Raw genomic sequence first — 19,772 nt, 5'->3', positions numbered from 1 at the left:
GCACGACCCCTCTGACCCGGACATGATCTGGGCGGCGCGGGGGGCAGCGGACGCCTCCCGCCATCGGTACACCACCGACATGTGGGGGCACAGTTGCGGAAGAAATTCCATCGATCCCTTGCTGCCGGGGCCATCGCCGTCGCGATGGCCGCGGGCGCGGCCGTTCCGGCCGTCGCCGCGCCGGGCGGCTCCCAGGGGGGCATCGACTCCATCACCTCCGACGGCTCAGGGCTGCGCGTCACCCTCATCACGGGTGACCAGGTCGTCGTCGGCCAGGACGGCCAGGTCAGAGGCCTGATACGGGCCGAGGGCCGGGAGTCCATACCCGTCCAGCACCTCACCATCGCCGGCGACTCCTACGTCATCCCGCAGGACGCCCGCTCCCTCATCCGGGCCGGAAGCCTGGACCAGCGACTGTTCAACGTCAGCCGGCTGGCGACCGAGCGCTACCAGCAGGCCGGCGGGCTGCCGCTGATCGTCACCTACGGCGGCCAGGCCCGTACCCAGGACAGCGCCGCGTCCCTGCTCGCGGACGCCGCGCCACAGGGCTCCGAGGACAGCACCTTCCTGGAGTCCCTCAACGGCGAGGCGCTCGTCGTCACCGCCGAGGAGACCGCGGACGTGTGGGCCGCGCTCACCCGCACCACCGGCGGCGGCGAGGCGTTCGCGCTGGCCGCCACGCCGGGCATCACCGCCATCGCCCTGGACGGCGTGGCGCACAAGACGCTGGCCGAGTCGGTGCCGCAGATCGGCGCGCCCGAGGCGTGGGAGGCCGGGTACGACGGCGAGGGCGTGAAGGTCGCCGTCGTCGACACCGGTGTCAGCGACGCCCACCCCGACCTCGCCGACGGCAAGGTCACCGCCGCCGAGAACTTCTCCGACTCGCCCGACGCCGTCGACCGCGACGGCCACGGCACCCACGTCGCCTCCACGGTGGCCGGCACCGGCGCGCACTCCGGCGGTACGTACACCGGTGTCGCCCCCGGCGCGGAGATCATCAGCGCCAAGGTGCTGGACGACAACGGCGGCGGCTGGGAGTCGGACATCATCGAGGGCATGGAGTGGGCCGTCGACCAGGGCGCCGACATCATCTCCATGAGCCTGGGCGGCCCGGCCGGCTTCGAGATCGACCCGATGGAGGAGGCCGTCAACCGGCTCTCCGCCGAGTCCGACGCGCTGTTCGTCATCGCGGCCGGCAACTCCGGTCCGTACGCGGGCAGCATCGGCTCGCCGGGTACCGCGGACGCCGCCCTCACCATCGGCGCCGTCGACAAGTCCGATCAGCTCGCCGACTTCTCCTCGGTCGGCCCGCGCACCCGCGACGGCGCGCTGAAGCCGGACGTCACCGCCCCCGGCGTCGACATCGCCGCCGCCGGTGCCCCCGACGCCGCGATCTGGCAGTACGGCGACCCGGTCGCCGACGGCTACGTCGCCATCTCCGGCACCTCGATGGCCACCCCGCACGCCTCGGGCGCCGCCGCGCTGCTCAAGCAGCAGCACCCCGAGTGGACGGGCGAGCAGCTCAAGGCCGTGCTCACCGGCTCCACCATCGGCGGCGAGGGTCTGTCGGCCACCCAGCAGGGCTCGGGCCGCATCGACGTGCCGTCCGCGATGGACGCCACGGTCATCGCCGAGACCACCTCGCTCAGCTTCGGCATCGTGCCCTTCCCGCACGAGGAGGCCGACCCGGTCACGCAGGAGCTGACGTACCGCAACCTCGGTGACACCGACGTCACCCTGGACCTCGCTCTGGAGACCCTGGACACGGAGGGCGGCGCCGCGCCGGGGGGCTTCTACACGCTCTCCGCCGACCAGGTGACCGTCCCGGCCGGTGGTACCGCCACCGTCGAGGTCACCGCCCACACCGCGCTGGGCGACCAGTACGGCATCTACAGCGCGTACATCACCGCCACCGGTGACAACGGCCAGAGCATCCGCACCGCCGGGGCCGTCGAGCGGGAGGCGGAGAAGTTCGACCTCACCCTGGAGGTCACCGGCCGCGACGGGGAGGCCTCCGAGTTCTACTACGGCGACCTGTACAACCTGACCACCGGTGAGTGGTTCGACGTCTACCAGACCGCCCGGGTGCCCGAGGGCGAGTACGCCATCGCCGTCTCGGTGCTCGAACCGGACGAGGCACAGGAGTACCTCGACGGCATCGACTGGCTGGTGCTCCCCGGTCTGACCGTCACCGAGGACACCGCCGTCAGCGTCGACGCCCGTGAGGCCGAGGAGTTGGTGTACGCCTCCCCGGACGACGCCGCCACGCAGATCGACCTGTCGGCCGGTTTCGTGCTGGAGAGCGACGACTTCTCCCTGAACTCCGGCTGGTCCGCCGGCGGTCTGCCGGAGGGCTTCGGCACCGCGCAGCTGGGTGAGCCGGGCGAGGGCAACCGGATCTCCGGGTACGCCACCACCACCTGGGAACGCGAGGACACCCAGTACCAGGGCGCGTACATCCACGAGGAGGGCTTCTACACCGGCCTGGAGCGTCGGATCAAGCCCGAGGACCTCGCGGAGATCGTCACCCACCAGGGTTCCCCGGTCGCCGGTGACAGCGGTGTGCTGTTCACCTGGGCCACGGAACTGGGCTTCGCCTCCGCCACGGAGAAGGAACTGCCGCGCACCACCACGGTGTTCGTCGAGACCGGTGCCACCGGCTGGGGACAGGACCTGTGGGCCCTCGGGTCCGACAGCTTCTACGAGGCCGAGGCGCGCGAGTACGAGGCCGGTGAGTCGGTCGAACGCACCTTCAACGTCGGGGTGTTCGGCCCGCTGGTCGACGGCGAGTACGGCGGCCTCGTCCGCGAGGGCGACCTCCTGTGGGGCCAGCTCATCCCCTTCGCGGACGGCGCGGGGCACTGGGGCAGCACTCCGTACGACGAGGACAACGCCCGTACGGTCCTGTACCGCGACGGCGAGGAGTTCGCGGTCTTCGACGACGTGCTGGACTTCGCGACCTTTGAGCTGCCCGCCGAGGAGGCCGCGTACGAGCTGGTGACCACCGTCGGCCGCGACGCTGACGTCTTCCCGGTCAGCACCGAGATCACCGCCTCCTTCACCTTCACCTCGGGCGGCACCGACGAGGAGTGGGTCCAGCTGCCCGCCTCCGGGGTCCGCTACAGCCCGGCGCTGGCGCTGGACTCCACCGCCCCGGCCGGTGAGACCTCCTTCGAGGTGCCCTTCACCGTGCAGGGCTCAGGCGCCGGTGACGGGTCCACCGTCGTGATCTCGTACTCCACCGACGGCGGCGAGACCTGGCTGGACGCGGCCGTCGCCGACGGGGTGGCGACCGTGGACAACCCGGCGGCCGGCGGCTCCGTGTCGCTGCACGCCGAGGTCACCGACGCGGACGGCAACACCAGCACGCAGACGATCATCGACGCCTACCGCACCGCCTGATCGTTCCGCACCACGCAGGAAGGGGCGGCCCCCACCGGAGAGTTCCGGTGGGGGCCGCCCTTGCGTGTGCCCGGCGTGGGCACGCCGCCGGTGACCTGGTTCTTCGCCTCGGCCGGAGGGTCACGAGCTCGGCCGAAAATGAGGCAACCACAAAAAAGCCCCGCCATTCCTTCACGCTTCCCCCACGTGCGAGCCTCCCCCGGCCGCCGTAACCCGGACAGGATCTGGCGTCGCGGAGGGTGAGGCACACCCTTGCGCAAACGGTGCACTTCCGACAGGTGGGGGGGAACGTTGCGACGGTCATGCCATCCGTCCCGTGCGGGGACCGGCGGCACGGACCGCCGCCGCACCCGCTGAACCACTCCCCCACGGCCCGGCCACCGGCGGCACCCCGTCCGGCGGGCCGGGGCCGGCACCGCCCGTCACCACTTCCCTGGAGGACAGTTGTCCAAAAAGTACCCGCGCGGCCTGGCCGCCGGGGCGATCGCGGTGGCCCTGGCCGCCGGACTCGCCGCACCCGCCGGGGCCGCCCCCGGCGACCCCGCGGGCCCGGGCTCCCCCGGCGCGCCCGCCACCACCGGCTCCGCCGGTTCGCACGAGCTCTTCCTCATCACCGGCGACCGGGTCCTGATCAACGAGGACGGGACGTACCGGGGGCTGATACCGGCCGAGGGCCGCGCCTCCGTCCCGGTCCAGACCTTCACCCGGGACGGCGAGACCCTCGTCGTCCCCCGGGACGCCCGCGCCCTCATCGACGCCGGCACGCTGGACGAGCGGCTGTTCAACGTCACCAGGCTGGCCGCCGACCGCTACCGTGCGCTCGGCGGGCTCCCGCTGATCGTCACCTACGGCGGCACCCAGCGGGTCCAGGACACCGCCGCCGCCCTGCTCGCGGACACCACCGGGGAGGCGGCCGGAGACCGCACGGCACTGGAGTCCCTCAACGGCGAGGCGTTCACCGTCACCGCCGAGGAGACCACCGGCCTGTGGGACGCGCTGACCCGGCCGGCCGGCGGGGACACGTTCGCCCTCACCGCCGCCCCCGGCATCGCGACCGTCGCGCTGGACGGCGTCGTCGAGAAGTCGCTCGCCGAGTCCGTCCCGCAGATCGGCGCCCACACCGCGTGGGAGGCCGGGTACGACGGCGAGGGCGTGAAGGTCGCCGTCCTGGACACCGGCGTCAGCGAGGAGCACGCCGACCTGGCCGGCGGCAAGGTCATCGCCGCCGAGGACTTCGCCGGGACCGGCCACACCGGCGACCGCGACGGCCACGGCACCCACGTCGCCTCCACGGTGGCCGGCACCGGCGCGCACGCGGGCGGCGCGTACACCGGTGTCGCCCCCGGGGCCGGCCTCCTCAACGGCAAGGTGCTGAACGACGAAGGCTCCGGCTGGGAGTCGGGCATCATCGCCGGCATGGAGTGGGCCGTCGACCAGGGCGCCGACATCATCTCCATGAGCCTGGGCGGCTGGGCCGACTCCGCCATCGACCCCATGGAAGAGGCCGTCAACCGGCTCTCCGCCGAGTCCGACGCGCTGTTCGTCATCGCGGCCGGCAACGACGGTCCTGGGCCCGGCACCATCGGCACACCGGGCACCGCCGACGCCGCCCTCACCATCGGCGCCGTCGACAAGTCCGACCGGCTCGCCGGCTTCTCCTCCACCGGCCCGCGCACCCGCGACGGCGCGCTCAAGCCCGATGTCACCGCCCCCGGCGTGGACATCGCGGCGGCCGGCTCCCCCGGTGCGGCGATCTGGCAGTACGGCACTCCGGTCGCCGACGGCTACGTCGCCATCTCCGGCACCTCCATGGCCACTCCGCACGCCGCAGGCGCCGCAGCCCTGCTCAAGCAGCGGCACCCCGATTGGACCGGACAGCAGATCAAGGCCGCGCTGACCGGCTCCACCATCGGCGGCGAGGGCCTGAGCGCCCATCAGCAGGGCTCCGGCCGCATCGACGTGGCCGCCGCCCTCGACAGCACCGTCATCGCCGAGACCTCCTCGCTCAGCTTCGGCACCGTGCCCTTCCCGCACGAGGACGCCGACCCGGTCACCCGGGAGCTGACGTACCGCAACCTCGGTGACACCGACGTCACCCTCGACCTGTCCGCCGACACCCTCGGCCCCGAGGGCGACCCGGCGCCCGAGGGCTTCTTCACCCTCTCCGCCGACCGGGTGACCGTCCCGGCCGGCGGCACCGCCACCGTCGAGGTCACCGCCGACACCGCGCGGGGCACGGCCTACGGCGCGCACAGCCTGTACCTCACCGCCACGGGTGACGGGCAGTCCGTACGCACCGCCGGTGTGGTCGACCGCGAGGCGGAGCGGTTCGAGGTCAGCGTCGACGCCCGCGAGCTGGGCGGCGGGACGGCCGTCGAGTGGGACGGCTATCTCATCAACCTGGAGACGCAGGAATCCGCGTGGCTGAGTTCCGAGGACGCCGGCCCGGCCCGGGTTCCGGGCGGCCGGTACCTGGTGAACCTCAATGTGTACGAGGAGGACGGGCTGTCCTGGCTGGTCCACCCCTCGCTGACGGTGGACGCGCCGGTGACGGTCGAGGCGCATGCCGCCGACGCCGAGGAGATCGCCATCACGGCGCCCGACCCGGCGGCCACCCGGCAGGACCAGGCGCTGGTGTACCGGCTCGTCGAGGACGGCGCGCCGGACGGCTTCTACGTCTCCTGGGCCCTCGGCGGCTTCGACGGCTTCTTCCGCACCGCGCAGCTGGGCGAGGTGCCGCAGGACTGGCAGCTCGCCAGCTATCTGACCACCCTGCTGTCGCACGGTGACGCCGACTACCACACCTTCGACGAGAACCTGTCAGGCTTCTCCACCGGGCTGAGCCGGGAGATCCGGCAGGAGGATCTGGCCGAGGCGGTCACGCACTTCGGCTCGCCGGACGGCTCCGACCGGGCGTCGCTGTTCGCCTGGCCCTTCGTGACGGGCGCCGAGCCCGTCGGCCACGAGATCGGCCTGCCCGGCACCCGGCGGGTGTTCTTCGAGGGCGACCTCGGCTGGATCCAGCAGATGTGGGTGAGCGAGCCGGGGTTCGCCACGGTCATCGGCCGCGACCTGCCGGCCGCTCCCGGCGAGACGTACGAGCGCACCTTCAACACCGGGGTCTTCAGCCCTTCGCTGACCGGCTACGCGGGGGGCGTGTTCCGCGAGGGCGACGAACTCAGCGGCTGGATCGCCCCGCTGAGCGACGGGGCCGGGCACGAGGGGTTCGGCGACTACGACGCGGAGTACTCCGTGCTCTACCGCGACGGCCAGGAGTACGACCGGTCCGACACCGTCCTCGACCACATGTGGCCCGGGTTCGCCCTGACCCCTGACGAGGCGGAGTACCGGCTGGTCACCGGCGTCAGCCGGGACCCGCGGCTGTATCCGGTCGCCACCGAGGTGACGGCCGACTTCACCTTCCGCTCCGCCGGTACGCAGGGCCTTGAGGCGCTGCCGGTCAGCCTCGTACGGTTCGCCCCCGCCCTCGCGCCGGACTCCACCGCCCCGGCCGGGGAGAGCTTCCCCGTTCCGCTGGTGATCCAGGGCGCGGCCCTGGACAATGGGGTGGACTCGCTCACCGTCGAGGTGTCCTTCGACGGCGGCGCGAGCTGGAGCGAAGCGGCTGTCGACCACGACGCGTTCACGGTCGGCAACCCGGCGGCCGGCGGCTCGGTCTCGCTGCGCGCCGCGCTGACGGACGGGGACGGCAACGCCGTCACCATCACCGTCATCGACGCCTACCGCACCGCCTGAGCCGCACCATGACCTGAGCGGCCCGCCCGGCTGGGGGCGGGCCGCTCAGCCAGGTCCGGGCACACGGTCGCGCGGCTCAGCCGAAGCGGCCGGAGATGTAGTCCTCGGTGGCGCGCACGGTCGGGTTGGAGAAGATCCGGTCGGTGTCGCCGATCTCGATCAGCTTGCCCGGCTGGCCCACGGCCGCCAGGTTGAAGAACGCGGTACGGTCCGACACCCGCGCCGCCTGCTGCATGTTGTGGGTGACGATCACGATGGTGAAGGTCGACTTCAGCTGCCCGATGAGGTCCTCGATGGCGAGGGTGGAGATGGGGTCGAGCGCCGAGCACGGCTCGTCCATCAGCAGCACCTCGGGCTCCACCGCCGTGGCGCGGGCGATGCACAGCCGCTGCTGCTGACCGCCGGACAGGCCGGAACCGGGCTTGTTCAGCCGGTCCTTGACCTCGTTCCACAGGTTGGCGCCGCGCAGGTTCTTCTCCACGATCTCGTCCAGCTCGGACTTGCGGTACGAGCCGTTCAGCCGCAGCCCGGCCGCCACGTTGTCGTAGATGGACATGGTGGGGAACGGGTTGGGCCGCTGGAAGACCATGCCGACCGTACGGCGCACCGACACCGGGTCGACGCCCGGGCCGTACAGGTCCTCGTCGTCCAGCAGGACCTTGCCCTCGACGCGGCCGCCGGGGGTGACCTCGTGCATGCGGTTGAGGGTGCGCAGGAAGGTGGACTTGCCGCAGCCGGAGGGGCCGATGAACGCGGTCACCGACTTGGGCTCGACGTGCATGGAGATGTCGTCGATCGCCTTGTGGGCGCCGTAGTACGCGGTCAGGCCGGTGACGTCGATGCGCTTGGCCATGGGGTGTACCTCCTACTCTCGGGTGGCCGGTCAGCGGCCGGTCTTCGGGGCCTTCCAGCGGGCGATGGCCCGGGCGACCAGATTGAGGATCATGACGAAGGCGATCAGCACCAGGGCGCCCGCCCAGGCCCGGTCGTACGCGGACTCCGTGCCGAACGCCCACTGCTCGTAGACGAACAGCGGCAGCGAGGACTGGGCGCCTTCGAAGGGGTTGCCGTTGATCATGTTGTTGCCGAAGACCAGCAGGATGATCGGGGCGGTCTCGCCCGCGATCCGGGCCAGCGCCAGCATGATGCCGGTGGTGATGCCGCCGATGGCGGTGGGCAGCACGACCTTGAGGATGGTGCGCCACTTGGGGATGCCGAGCGCCAGGGAGGCTTCGCGCAGCTCGTTGGGGACGAGCTTGAGCATCTCCTCGGTGGAGCGGACGACGATCGGCATCATCAGGATCGACAGGGCGAGGGCGCCGGCGAAGCCGGAGTAGCCGAAGCCCATCATCATGATCCACATGGAGAGGATGAACAGACCGGCCACGATGGAGGGGATGCCGGTCATCACGTCCACGAAGAAGGTGATGGCGCGGGCGAGCCGGCCGGAGCCGTACTCCACCAGGTAGACGGCGGTCAGCAGGCCGATCGGTATGGCGATGACGGAGGCGAGCAGCACCTGCTCGACGGTGCCCAGCAGCGCGTGGTAGACGCCGCCGCCGTCCTGCCAGCTGAGCACGCCGTTCATGGAGTGGGTGAGGAAGTACCAGCTGACGCCGGGGATGCCGCGCGCGATGGTCTCCCACAGGAGGGAGGCGAGCGGGATGACGGCGACCAGGAAGCTGGTCCACACCAGGGAGGCGGCGAGCCGGTCGACGGCCTGGCGGCGGCCCTCGACGGCGGAGGTGACCGCGAACCCGGCGGCGACGAAGACCAGGGCGGCGATCAGGCCCCACTGGATCCGGCTGTCGAGCCCGGCGACCAGGCCGGTGGCGATGCCGATGGCGGCCGAGCCCAGCAGCAGCGCGCCGCGCGACCAGGCCGGCAGCCGGGGCTGCCGCAGGGTGGCGGGCCGTACGGAGCGGCGCGGACGCGGCTCCTCGATCAGGGTGGTCTGGCTGTCACTCATGGTTGCGGCCCTTTATTCGCTTCTCCGCCCGCGCGGCAACCTGCGGGCATCGCTGTCGTCTGCGGCACGGCAGCCGCGCGTGCGTCGCTCATGAGGCCCCCGAGTACTCCTTGCGCCGGGCGATGATCAGCCGGGCGGCGCCGTTGACCAGCAGGGTCAGGATGAACAGCACCAGGCCGGAGGCGATCAGCGCGTCGCGGCCCATGGAGCCGGCCTCCTTGAACTGGCTGGCGATGTTCTGGGCGAAGGTGCCGCCGCCGGACTCCAGCAGGCTGGCGTTGATGAGGAAGCTGGGCGACAGGACGGTGGCCACGGCCATCGTCTCGCCCAGGGCCCGGCCCAGGCCGAGCATGGAGGCGCTGATGATCCCGGAGCGGCCGAAGGGCAGCACCGTCATCCGGATGACCTCCCAGCGGGTGGCGCCCAGCGCCAGGGCGGCTTCCTCGTGGGCCTTGGGGGTCTGCTTGAAGACTTCCCGGGTGACGCTGGTGATGATCGGCAGGATCATGATCGCCAGCAGAATGCCGACCGTCATCAGCGAGCGGGCGGGGGTGCCGTTGTACGCGAAGATCCCGGTCCAGCCGAAGAACTGGTCGAGCCAGTCGAACAGACCCGTCATGTGCGGCACCAGGAACAGCGCGCCCCACAGGCCGTAGATGATGCTGGGCACCGCGGCCAGCAGGTCGACCACGTAGCCGATGGGGCCGGCGAGCCGGCGCGGCGCGTAGTGCGAGATGAACAGCGCGATCCCTATGGCCACCGGGACGGCGAGCGTCATGGCGATGACCGAGGAGACGACGGTGCCGAACAGCAGCACCGCGATGCCGAAGACCGGCGGCGAGTCGTTGGCGTTCCACTGGAAGGTGGTGAGGAAGTTGCCCTCGTTGTTCGAGATGGCGACGGCCGCGCGGATGGTGAGGAAGACGGCGATGGCCGCCATGATCACCAGGAGGGCGATCCCGGATCCCTTGGAGAGGTTGCTGAAGACCCGGTCACCGAGGCGCACCGTGTTCTTCCTGGGGGCGGCTTCGGGCATTCCCATGAGTTTTCCGCTCATATCGGCATCGGCTCACACGTCTCGGGTATCTCGGAGGTCGCACGGGGTCCGCGGGTCCCGGGGGCCCCGGCGGTGGCGGGCGTACGTACAGCGTCGGCGGCGTTCACGTCAGGACATCCCCGCGACACGGTCGCGCACCTGCGCGATGATCCGGTCGGGGATCGGCGCGTAGTCGATCTCCGCGAGGGCGCCCTGCCCCTCGTCTCCGGCGGCGTAGCCGAGGAATGCCTTGGTCAGATCGAGCGTGCCGGGGTTGTTCCCCTTGTCACAGATGATCTCGTACGTGACGAGAACGATCGGGTAGGCACCTGGCTCGCGAGTGGCGTAGTCGAGTTCGAGCGCGAGGTCCCCACCCTCGCCGACGACCTCACCGGCGGCGATGGCGCTGGAGGCGTTCTCCACGGAGACCGCGACCGGCTCGGGCGCGCCGGTGTCGATGCGCACCGTGCTGATGTTGTTCTGGTGCGCGTAGGACAGCTCGAAGTACGAGATGGCCCCGGCGTTCTGCTGCACCATGCCGACCAGGCCCGAGGAGCCGTCGGCGGCCTGGCCGCCCTTGCCCTTCCAGTTCTTGCCCGGCTCGTACGGCCACTGCTGGGGCGCGGAGCCGTTCAGGTACTGGGTCAGGTTGTCGGTGGTGCCCGAGCCGTCCGACCGGTGGAAGGGGGTGATCGGGAGGTCGGGCAGGGTGACGCCCGGGTTGAGCGCGGCGATCGCCGGGTCGTTCCAGCGGGTGATGCCGGAGTCGAAAACGCGCGCCAGGGTGGGGGCGTCCAGCACGAGGTCCTCGACGCCCGGCAGGTTGTAGCCGATGGCGATGGGGCCGGCGGCCATCGGCAGGTGAATGGCCTGCCCGCCGTCCGCGCACACCGCGCGGGAGGCGGCCAGTTCCTCGTCGCTCATGACCGAGTCGGAGCCGGCGAAGGCGGTGCGGCCCTGGAGGAACTCCTGGATGCCGGCACCGGAACCGGTCGCCTTGTAGTTGATCTGGCTGTCGTCACAATTCGCCTGGTAGGTGTTCACCCACACCTCCATGGCGTTGGCCTGCGCACTGGAGCCCGAGGCGAGCAGCGAGCCGCGGGGCCCGCACTCGAGATGATCGGCCGAGAAGTCCACCGCGCCCGGCAGCCCGGAGTTGTCATCGGTACCGCAGGCGGCAGTGAGGAGCAGAGCGCTGGTGACCAGGGCCGCTGCGGCGCCAAGCTTCACTGTCGTTCAGTCCTTCCGGGAGACGTCCGAGACCGAAAGTAAGCAGAGCAGATGAAGCGACTGAAGGTCATAAGTGAACAGAAAATGAACCCCACAGGGCAGCCCGGTGGACCGGACGCCACCCCATGTCACCCGGGAGGTGCACGATACTGCCAGGCAGACGGCGCATTCGTTACGCTATACCCATCGGGGGTATACGGCCGCAGGGAAGGACGATCATGACCACGACCGAGGAGACGCCCGTACCGGCCACCGTGGGTCCCCATGGCTACAGCAAGGACAAGGACGCCCACCTCAAACGGCTGCGCCGCATCGAGGGCCAGATCCGCGGCCTGCAGCGGATGGTCGACGAGGACGTCTACTGCATCGACATACTGACGCAGGTCTCCGCCTCCACCAAGGCGCTCCAGTCCTTCGCGCTCCAGCTGCTGGAGGAGCATCTGCGGCACTGCGTGGCGCACGCCGCCCAGGAGGGCGGGCCCGAGATCGACGCCAAGGTCGAGGAGGCCACCGCCGCGATCGCCCGTCTGCTGCGCACCTGACACCGGACCGCGGCGCCACCGGCGGCGCCGCTCCCGGCCGCGCGCCGCACGGTACGCCCGTACCCGCCCCGTAGCTCCCGTACGTCACCCTCGGCGGCGGCGCCGTTCACCTTCGCGGGCCCTTGCCCCGGCCCGGCGGGGTCCTGGGCCGGCTCCTTCACCGGCCCGGGACCCCGCGTCCGGGCCGGCCCCGACGGGCTCCGCTCAGCCCACCGCGCCCGTGTAGAGGTCCTCCGGCACCGGCAGGTACACCGTCACCGGCGTCCCGAAGCCGGAGAACTCCACCGTTGACGCCACATCGACCCCCGCCGGGCCCCGCTCGCTCCCCAGACTGAACTGATGCCGGATCTTGCGCGGCAGCCCGTCCGCGCCCAGATACGCGTCGAACGGCACCACCGGGTCCGCGAACCCCGCCAGCGCGGCCACCAGCTGCTCGCCCGCAGGGCCCGACGCCTCCCGCGCGGCCACCACCAGATCCGTCACCCCCCGCAGGTGCCGCACCCACTCACCGTTCAGCTCCAGCTCCGGCAGCTCCCGCACGCTCACCACCCCGCGCAGCAGCTCGGCCGCCAGCAGCGGATCCGTGGCGCCGTTGGCCACCAGATTGCCGTCCGTGAGCGTGGTGACATCGACCCGCACCCACTTGTCGGCCGGCACCCCGGCGCCCCGGTTCTTCATGTACAGCGCGCCCGGGGTGAACACCTCCGTCACCGGAGGCACCGCACCGGCCGGAATCTCCAGCGGCAGCGTCACCCGCAGTTCACCGGAGCGCGTCACGAAGTCATAGCCGCCCTCGCCGCGGATGGTCACCCGGGTACCGCCCGAGGTCATCTCCATCGCCGTCGCCACCAGCGAGCTGCCCGCGCCCGCCAGCACCTCCGGCAGCTGCCGCACCGTCTCCCGGGCCTGCCGCGTCCCGGCGTCTTCCTCCGCCGCCTCACCCGTCCCCGTGCACCCGCAGACCGCGAGCAGCAGGGCGGCCAGCGAGGCGATTCTGCCCACCATGGCCTGCCTAACGACGCGGACGGCCACTCGTTACCGTGGGAAGGTGCACGAAGCGAGCCAGAACGATCAGGTCCGGCACGAGGTCACCCTGAACGAACGCGGACCGTTCGTCGCCCCCCGATGCAGCTGCGGCTGGTACGGCCCGGCCCGGCGCTCCCGGCCGCTGGCACGCGACGAGGCCGCCGCCCACACGGCGACGGCCCGTTCCGCCTGAGAGATCAGGCGGAACGGGCCGTCGAAAACCTTCGGCAGCGGACGGAAAAGCCCTGGCTAGGCGGCGGTCACCCCGCGCCGGGCCCGCGCCCGGTGCCTGCCGCCCCCGTCGTCCCCGCCCTGCTCGCCACCGGAACCGTCGGCACCGTCGGCGCTCCCCTGTTCCCGGTCCCGGTCCCGGTCCGGTCGTACGTCCTCGCCGACCGCGATCCAGCCGAGCAGCCTGGTACCGGCCAGCACCCGCACCAGCGGGGTCAGCGCGTACAGCGCCAGCGGCGACAGCAGCAGCGCCACCGCCGTGGCCAGCGCGAAACCGGCCAGCACATCGGTGGGGTAGTGGACGGCGGTGAAGACCCGGCCGAAGCCCTGGACGAAGGCCAGCACGATCGCGGCGATCCCGATCTTGCGGTGCACCAGCAGCAGCCCCACGGCGATCGCCATGGCGCCGGCGGAGTGGTCACTGACGAACGACCAGCCCGTCTTGCCCTCGACCAGCACATGCAGGTCCGGATGGTCGATGAACGGCCTCGGCCGCGCCACGAAACTGCTGATCGGCTGGTTGATCAGCCAGGAGACCCCGGCCGCGCCCAGCGCCCAGGAGACCCCGGCCACCGCCTGCGCGGAGCCGGCCCTGGACCGCACCAGGAACCAGGTGCCCAGCACCGCGAGCACCAGGCCGATGGCGAAGCCGTACTCCACCAGGAAGGTCACGGCGTCGGACACCCAGCCGGGCAGGCTGTCGGCATAGCCGTTGATCTTGTAGAGAAGATCGACATCGATGTCGGGGTTGTCGAGTCCAGCCATGTGCCGTTACGGCCCCTTCATGATGTCGTCGTGGGGTGGAGGGGAGAGCCCGCGTACCCGTCCAGGAAACGGCATGTTCCGCGCCTGGAGTTCCGATGTCCCCGAAAGAGCACCACAGCGTTACCGAAGAGAGACGCCCGTGGTGTGACGGAGCGCGACGGTAAGACTACTACCCGGCCGTGGGCCGCGTCGCGCCGAAATAATCGGCCGAATCGATGGGGTCGAAGCGGATCTCGGCGCCAGTGTACGGGGCGTCGATCATGTAGCCGCCGCCCACATAGATCCCCACATGGTGGATGCTGCGCGAGTCCGTCAGGTCGTTGGCGAAGAACACCAGGTCACCCGGCAACAGCTCGTCGCGTTCCGGATGCGGGCCGCTGGCCCACTGGTCGTTGGCCACCCGCGGCAGCTCGATCCCCACCGCCTCGTAGGCCGCCTTCGTCAGCCCCGAGCAGTCGAACCGCCCGTCGTGCTCCGGGGTGCCGTTGCCGCCCCACAGATAGGGGGTGCCGAGCTGCTCCTGCGCGAAGTGCACCGCCCCGGCCGCCAGCTCGGACGGCGCGAGCCGCCGCTGGTCCTCCGGCGGCGCCGCGAAGCTCTCCTCGGCGGCGCGGATGATCCGCACGTAGTTCTGCGTCTCGGTGTACGGGGGCACGCCGCCGTACTGGATCACCGCGTACGGGCCGGCGTTGTAGGCGGCGAGCATGTTCTCCACCGGGTCCCCGGGCACATCGCGCACGTAGGAGGCCAGCGAGCAGTTGTAGGTGGCGGCCGACGGGATGGCGTCCTCGGGGTCCCACACATCGGCGACCCCGTCACCGTTGGCGTCGATGCCGTGCACCGCCCAGGTGCCCGGGATGAACTGCGCTATCCCCTGCGCCGCCGCGTGGGACTGGGCGCTCGGATTCCAGCCACTTTCCTGGTTGAGCTGGGCGGCGAGCAGCGCGGGCGACAGTTCGTCGCACAGGTTCCCCCACTCCTGCACCAGATCCTCGTACGCGGCCGGCACGGCGTTCTTGGCCAGCTTCCCGCCGTTCTTGCCCGCGCCGCCGACGATCCCGGCGGCGGCGCTGTACACCCCGACCACCAGCAGCGCCACGAACAACGCCAGGCCCCCCAGCCCCAGCCCGCCGACCAGCGCGACCTTGCGCATCTGCCACCGCTCCCCTCGATCTCCCCCCAGTCTGCCCGGCGTTTCCCCGAACACAACCGCCATGGAACGTACTTCGGTCAGTGTGGCGTGGCACAATCGCAAGCGGAGAGCGAGTATCGAACAGCACAGAGCCAGTTGGGCGGTGAACCCGGATGTTCCTTGCGGCGGACTCAGAGGACATCACTGAACTCATCGGCGGAATCGCCCCGGACTGGGGCCCGTTCGCCACGGTCGGTGATGAGGCACGGACGATGGTCCAGGTCATCATGGCGCTCGCCATCCTGATCTGCCTGGGCATCGCGATCTGGGGGGCGGCCAAGCAGCGGATCGGATCCACCGCGATGCGGGACTCCTTCAGCGCCGAGCAGGGCAAGGGCCTGATCGTGGCCGGACTGACCGGGGTGTTCATCATCGGCTCCCTCGGCACCCTGTTCACCATCATCTACGGCATGGCGGTCTAGCCGCGATGCTCCGTGCGCCGGCCGTGGCGGCGGCCCTGGCTCTCGCCCTGGCCGCCCTGACCACGGCCTGCGCCGGCGGCCCGGCCCAGAACCGGGCCGAACAGGTCGCCCGGGCCCAGCCCGCGCCCCAGGAGCCGCCACCGGACGACGGGGCCCCCGGCGAAGGCCCGGACGGCGAGCCCGGCGAGGAACAGCCGCAGGATCCCCCGGTCGTCATCGCCCCGCCCCACGGCTCGGTGGCGATAGCGGAGACGATCGCCGAGGACCTCCCCGAGGGCCTGCGCCACGCCGCCCCCCTCCCGGACGGCTCCCTGCTGCTGACACCGGACACGGGCGGCGCCGTCTACCACCTGAACCCGGTCAGCGGCACGGTGACCCAGGCCGGCGAGATAGAGACCACCGCGGACGAGACGACCATCGTCGACATCGCCACGTGGGAGGAGTCCGTCTACATCGCCTACGAGGGCGCCGAGAACAACCGCATCTCCCGCTACACCTACGAGGCGGGCACCCTGCGCCCCAGCGGCTCCGCCGCCGCCCGCGATCTGCCGCGCGGCGCGGGCCTGATGGCCTTCGGCCCGGACGGCATGCTGTACACCAGCACCGGACCGGCCGGCGAGATCCTGCGCATCGACCCCGCCCGCCCCGCGGCCACCGCCGCCATCTCCACCGGCCACACCGACCTGCGCGGGCTGGCCTGGGATCTGATGGGCCAGCTGTGGACGATCGACCCCGGCAACGGCACCACCACCGACGTCCTGCCCATCACCCCCGAAAACCCCCTCCCCCCGGCCGACACCACGGTCCCGGCCACGGAGAACCCCACCGACCTCACCCAGATCGCCGGCTCCCTGTGGATGACCACCGAATCCGGCACCCTGTGGCGCTACCCCCTCCCCAACGCCACCCCCGAGCCCTTCCTGACCAACGACCTGGGCCCCCTGCACGCCGTCCTCCCCACCCCGGACGGCGAGGACCTCTACCTGCTGACCGAGACCAGCGTGCTGCGCCTGACCGTCACCTGACGGAAGGCACCGGGCGGTTCACGTCAGCCGGACGTCGCGGGACCGCCCCCGCCCCGGGTGGGTGCGCCGGGCGGCGGAGGATTCGGGAGCGGTGATCAGGACCACCGCGATGACGCCGAGAGCGAGTAGCGCCGCGGTGGGGGCGAGCCACAGCGGGCCGGCGCCGGCGAGGACGGCCCCGCCGATTCCGGCGCCCAGCGCCGCACCGATGTGGTTCATCGCCCCGCTGAGGCTCAGGGCGATCACGGCGACATCGCCGCCCGCGACGAAGACCCGGTTCTGCTGGGGGATGACCAGGGACAGGGCCGTCATGCCCAGGATGAACAGGACGGCCAGGGTGGGCAGGAACCAGTGCTGTACCGCGGCGAGAAGCACGGAGTTCAGGGCGACGACGCCGAGACCGGTGACGATCACCGCGACCGCCGCGAAGCGGTCGGCGAACCGGCCGATCACCCGGGTGCCGGCGAAGACCCCCGCTCCGTAGAGCAGCAGGGCGATCATGATGGCCGTGCCGTCACCCGGCGAGCTGATGCCCACCACCGCCGAGACGTACGAGCCGAGGAGGTACTGCGGCGTGATCAGCAGCGCGCTGACCACGAGCAGCGCCAGGATGCGCGGGTTCACGAGCACCGCGAGCCGGGCGCGCATCGTGGTGGCGGGCAAGGTCACCGACGGCACGAACAGGCCGGCCAGCACCGCCGCGACCGCGGCCATCGCGGCGATGGTCCACAACGTTCCGCGCCACCCCCAGAGCTGGCCGATCAGGAGCCCGATGGGCATGCCGAGGACCGCGGCCAGGCCGGCGCCCGCGGCGATCATGGCGAAGGCCCGCGAGCGGCGGCCGGGCGGCGCGAGGACTCCGGCGACGGCGAAGGCGTTGGCCTGGAAGGCGGCGGCGCCGAGCGCGGCGACGATCTGCCCGGCCATGACGACGCCGTAGGTGGGCCCGGCGGCTTGGAGCACCATGCCCAGCAGGAACACCACCATGCCCGTACAGATGACGAGGCGGCGGTCCAGCTGCCCGGTGAGGGTCGCGATGACCGGCGAGCTGACGGCGTAGGTGACGCCGAACGCGGTCATCAGCTGTCCCGCCGCCGCCACGCTCACCGAGAGGTCCGCGGCCACCTCGGGCAGCAGACCGGGCAGCACGAACCCGTCGATGGCGAGCACGAACGCGCCCACGGACAGGATCATCAGGCGCGAGGTCACGGACGGGTTCACGGATGGCAGACCGCGTCCGCGCCGGTTCCGGCGCCGGGGGCGGGGTGGCACCCGCTGGTGGTGTCGCGGGGCAGCGGCAGGTCGAGCGCCGGGTTCCGGTCGAAGAACCCGGCCGGCCGCAGGTGCACCGAGGCCGTCGTCACCGGCATGACGGGCCAGTCCTCGGGCCGGACGACATGGTGGGCGATGAAGGTGTGCCAGACCACGATGTCGGTGTCGCGGACGTTCTCGTCGCCGGCGGTGTAGCGGGGCAGCCCTTCACCCGGCGGGCTCTGGAACGGGTAGTCCCCGGCGGCGAACAGCTCCCCCTCCCGGTAGGGCGTCACCCACAGGTGCTTGGTCGCGAACCGGGCCCGGCCGAGCATGGGGCTGTCGGGGTGCAGCAGCGGCAGCACCCCGGACTGGGGGATCAACTGGTAGCCGACCGGCTGGCCGTGGGCGTTGCGGACGCGCTCGTTCTGGATCGTCCAGGTTCGCGCGACCGAGGCGTCGGCGACGCGCTGCGCCCCCAGTTCGCGTTCCAGGTGCGTGGTGTGCACGGTCCAGGCGTTGCCGACGGGATTGTCCGGGCCGAGCGGGGCGGGCCGGGAGTCGCACTCGACGACGGAGTTGAGGTCGCCGTCCACGGCCATGTCCAGCCGCACGTTGAACGCGTGCTGGTGATGCGGCCCGTAGACCCCGGGCGCCACCACGGTGCCCGAGGAGGGCACCTCGCCGGCGGGCACGCCGCCCGTGGAGATGATGCCGGTGAGCTTGACCTCGAACTCCACGCTGCCGTCGGTGTGGAAGTACCAGAAGAATCCGTAGTCGTAGTTCTCCAGTGTGGAGAACGAGGAGACGACCAGGCGGCGGCCGCGGCGGACATCGGTGGTGGTCTCCTCGAAGCCCTCGCTGTGCCCGGTGTGCTTCCAGGCGATGCCGGTGTCCTCCTCGTGGATGCAGATCGCGTTCTCGATGACGGAGGGGCTGCCGTCCCAGTCGGCGCAGACGCCGTCGAGGTAGCGGATCTCGCCGAGGCAGTCGCAGCCCAGCACCAGGGAGTTCGCGAGCTTCCCCAGCCCCGCCTCGCCCTCGTCGAACACCGCCTTGTTGCGGTGCAGTGGCGCGGGATCGCCGTAGGGGACCCACATCTCCGAGAGGGAGGCGCGGTGGATGATCGAACGCCGGCGGCCCCGGTCGTCGTAGCTGATCCGGTGGAGCACCAGTCCCTCACGGTCGTTGAAGCCGACCCGCATCGACCAGTTCTGCCACCGCAGCAGATGTCCGTCCAGGGTGAAACTGGGGCCGTCGGGCTGGGTGATGTCCAGCCGGCGTACGCCTTCGCGGGTCGCCTGCCGCGGGCCGTGGCGCCCGTCGTCCTCGCCGACCGGTACCCGGGCGACGTCCTCGACCCGCAGGACCTCGGCGGTGTCGAGATCGGCCGTGACCACCACCCCTTCCAGCGGGCGGGCGAACGGATTGTCGTCCTGGGTGGGGCGCACGAACGTCAGCGCCTTGGTCACCCGGCGGTGCGCGTAGTCGTCGCGCTCGTCGTGGTAACCCGGCGGCCACGGATGGACCTCGATCACGGCGGGGTCGGTCAGACCGCGGCGGCTCATGGCGGCCAGCCACTCGGGGTCCTTCTTGATGGCGGCGACGACGTCCTGGAAGTCCGCGCTCTGCATACGGGGGCGCTGCCCGATCCGGTCCACCGTGGAGACCACCGTGCCGCCCGTCAGCGACACCCGCGCCTCGCGGACCATCCGGTGCTCGCGGTCGTAGAGCACGACCTGTGCCTCCCGGTCGGGGACGACGGCGCCGCGGGCGTGGTCCTTGAGTACCTGCTTGCCCGGCTCGGCCAGCGCGATGGACGAGAAGTGCGTCCGGTCGGTGAAGACAGGGTGTGCGCGGACGATCTCGCCGACCCGGGTGATCTCCTCGGCGGTCAGCGGGTCGAGGGGGTGCTGCGGGCTCAC

15 protein-coding genes are annotated in these 19,772 nt (G+C 71.5%); 6 read left to right on the top strand and 9 right to left on the bottom strand.

Annotated features, from left to right (window positions below; translation table 11 throughout):
- Nucleotides 1-144 precede the first annotated feature (144 nt).
- Together SXIM_RS15215 and SXIM_RS15210 are read left to right on the top strand one after the other, a co-directional pair.
- Complete coding sequence (locus tag SXIM_RS15215) at nt 145-3,402, top strand: S8 family serine peptidase (RefSeq protein WP_046724390.1); 3,258 nt, start codon at nt 145-147, stop codon at nt 3,400-3,402.
- Nucleotides 3,403-3,846: 444 nt separating this feature from the next.
- Nucleotides 3,847-7,158, top strand: coding sequence for a S8 family peptidase (locus SXIM_RS15210; RefSeq protein WP_053116209.1), 3,312 nt, complete (start codon nt 3,847-3,849; stop codon nt 7,156-7,158).
- A 76-nt stretch (nt 7,159-7,234) separates the two neighbouring features.
- Here the strand turns inward: SXIM_RS15210 and pstB are convergent, their stop codons facing one another.
- The 4 genes from pstB to pstS form a co-directional block, all read right to left on the bottom strand.
- Nucleotides 7,235-8,011 carry a phosphate ABC transporter ATP-binding protein PstB gene (gene pstB / locus SXIM_RS15205; RefSeq protein WP_030729812.1) on the bottom strand — a complete coding sequence of 259 codons (777 nt, stop codon included), beginning with the start codon at nt 8,009-8,011 and terminating at the stop codon, nt 7,235-7,237.
- Nucleotides 8,012-8,041: 30 nt separating this feature from the next.
- Entirely contained in the window at nt 8,042-9,127 is a 1,086-nt protein-coding gene (gene pstA, locus SXIM_RS15200; protein WP_030729814.1) for a phosphate ABC transporter permease PstA, read from the bottom strand.
- Nucleotides 9,128-9,215: 88 nt separating this feature from the next.
- Nucleotides 9,216-10,169 carry a phosphate ABC transporter permease subunit PstC gene (pstC, locus tag SXIM_RS15195; RefSeq protein ID WP_030729816.1) on the bottom strand — a complete coding sequence of 318 codons (954 nt, stop codon included), beginning with the start codon at nt 10,167-10,169 and terminating at the stop codon, nt 9,216-9,218.
- A 123-nt stretch (nt 10,170-10,292) separates the two neighbouring features.
- Nucleotides 10,293-11,393 (bottom strand): phosphate ABC transporter substrate-binding protein PstS, encoded by a 1,101-nt coding sequence (gene pstS / locus SXIM_RS15190; protein WP_030729818.1) that lies wholly within the window; start codon nt 11,391-11,393, stop codon nt 10,293-10,295.
- 218 nt (nt 11,394-11,611) lie between these two features.
- Between pstS and SXIM_RS15185 the strand changes: the two genes are divergently transcribed.
- On the top strand, nt 11,612-11,935 hold the full coding sequence (locus SXIM_RS15185) for a metal-sensitive transcriptional regulator (RefSeq protein ID WP_030729820.1): 324 nt from the start codon (nt 11,612-11,614) through the stop codon (nt 11,933-11,935).
- A gap of 204 nt (nt 11,936-12,139) precedes the next feature.
- On the opposite strand, the gene SXIM_RS15180 is transcribed toward SXIM_RS15185, so the two are convergent.
- Nucleotides 12,140-12,940 carry a hypothetical protein gene (locus SXIM_RS15180; RefSeq protein ID WP_030729821.1) on the bottom strand — a complete coding sequence of 267 codons (801 nt, stop codon included), beginning with the start codon at nt 12,938-12,940 and terminating at the stop codon, nt 12,140-12,142.
- 43 nt (nt 12,941-12,983) lie between these two features.
- Here SXIM_RS15180 and SXIM_RS27455 point away from each other — a divergent pair, with 43 nt between their 5' ends.
- Nucleotides 12,984-13,154 carry a hypothetical protein gene (locus SXIM_RS27455; protein ID WP_168222771.1) on the top strand — a complete coding sequence of 57 codons (171 nt, stop codon included), beginning with the start codon at nt 12,984-12,986 and terminating at the stop codon, nt 13,152-13,154.
- A 56-nt stretch (nt 13,155-13,210) separates the two neighbouring features.
- On the opposite strand, the gene SXIM_RS15175 is transcribed toward SXIM_RS27455, so the two are convergent.
- Together SXIM_RS15175 and SXIM_RS15170 are read right to left on the bottom strand one after the other, a co-directional pair.
- Entirely contained in the window at nt 13,211-13,957 is a 747-nt protein-coding gene (locus SXIM_RS15175; protein WP_030729824.1) for a phosphatase PAP2 family protein, read from the bottom strand.
- Between the two features lie 169 nt (nt 13,958-14,126).
- On the bottom strand, nt 14,127-15,110 hold the full coding sequence (locus SXIM_RS15170; protein ID WP_030729826.1) for a C40 family peptidase: 984 nt from the start codon (nt 15,108-15,110) through the stop codon (nt 14,127-14,129).
- A 152-nt stretch (nt 15,111-15,262) separates the two neighbouring features.
- On the opposite strand from SXIM_RS15170, the gene SXIM_RS15165 reads away from it, so the two are divergent.
- Together SXIM_RS15165 and SXIM_RS15160 are read left to right on the top strand one after the other, a co-directional pair.
- Entirely contained in the window at nt 15,263-15,571 is a 309-nt protein-coding gene (locus SXIM_RS15165) for a hypothetical protein (RefSeq protein ID WP_030729828.1), read from the top strand.
- 5 nt (nt 15,572-15,576) lie between these two features.
- Nucleotides 15,577-16,596, top strand: coding sequence for a PQQ-dependent sugar dehydrogenase (locus tag SXIM_RS15160; RefSeq protein WP_030729831.1), 1,020 nt, complete (start codon nt 15,577-15,579; stop codon nt 16,594-16,596).
- A gap of 18 nt (nt 16,597-16,614) precedes the next feature.
- On the opposite strand, the gene SXIM_RS15155 is transcribed toward SXIM_RS15160, so the two are convergent.
- Complete coding sequence (locus SXIM_RS15155) at nt 16,615-17,805, bottom strand: MFS transporter (protein WP_234306807.1); 1,191 nt, start codon at nt 17,803-17,805, stop codon at nt 16,615-16,617.
- Between the two features lie 8 nt (nt 17,806-17,813).
- Nucleotides 17,814-19,772, bottom strand: coding sequence for a primary-amine oxidase (locus tag SXIM_RS15150; RefSeq protein ID WP_030729837.1), 1,959 nt, complete (start codon nt 19,770-19,772; stop codon nt 17,814-17,816).

This window comes from Streptomyces xiamenensis, assembly GCF_000993785.3.
Taxonomy (GTDB): Bacteria; Actinomycetota; Actinomycetes; order Streptomycetales; family Streptomycetaceae; genus Streptomyces; species Streptomyces xiamenensis.
Note: the sequence above shows the minus strand (reverse complement) of the source record. Positions and strands in the feature narration are given on the sequence as shown.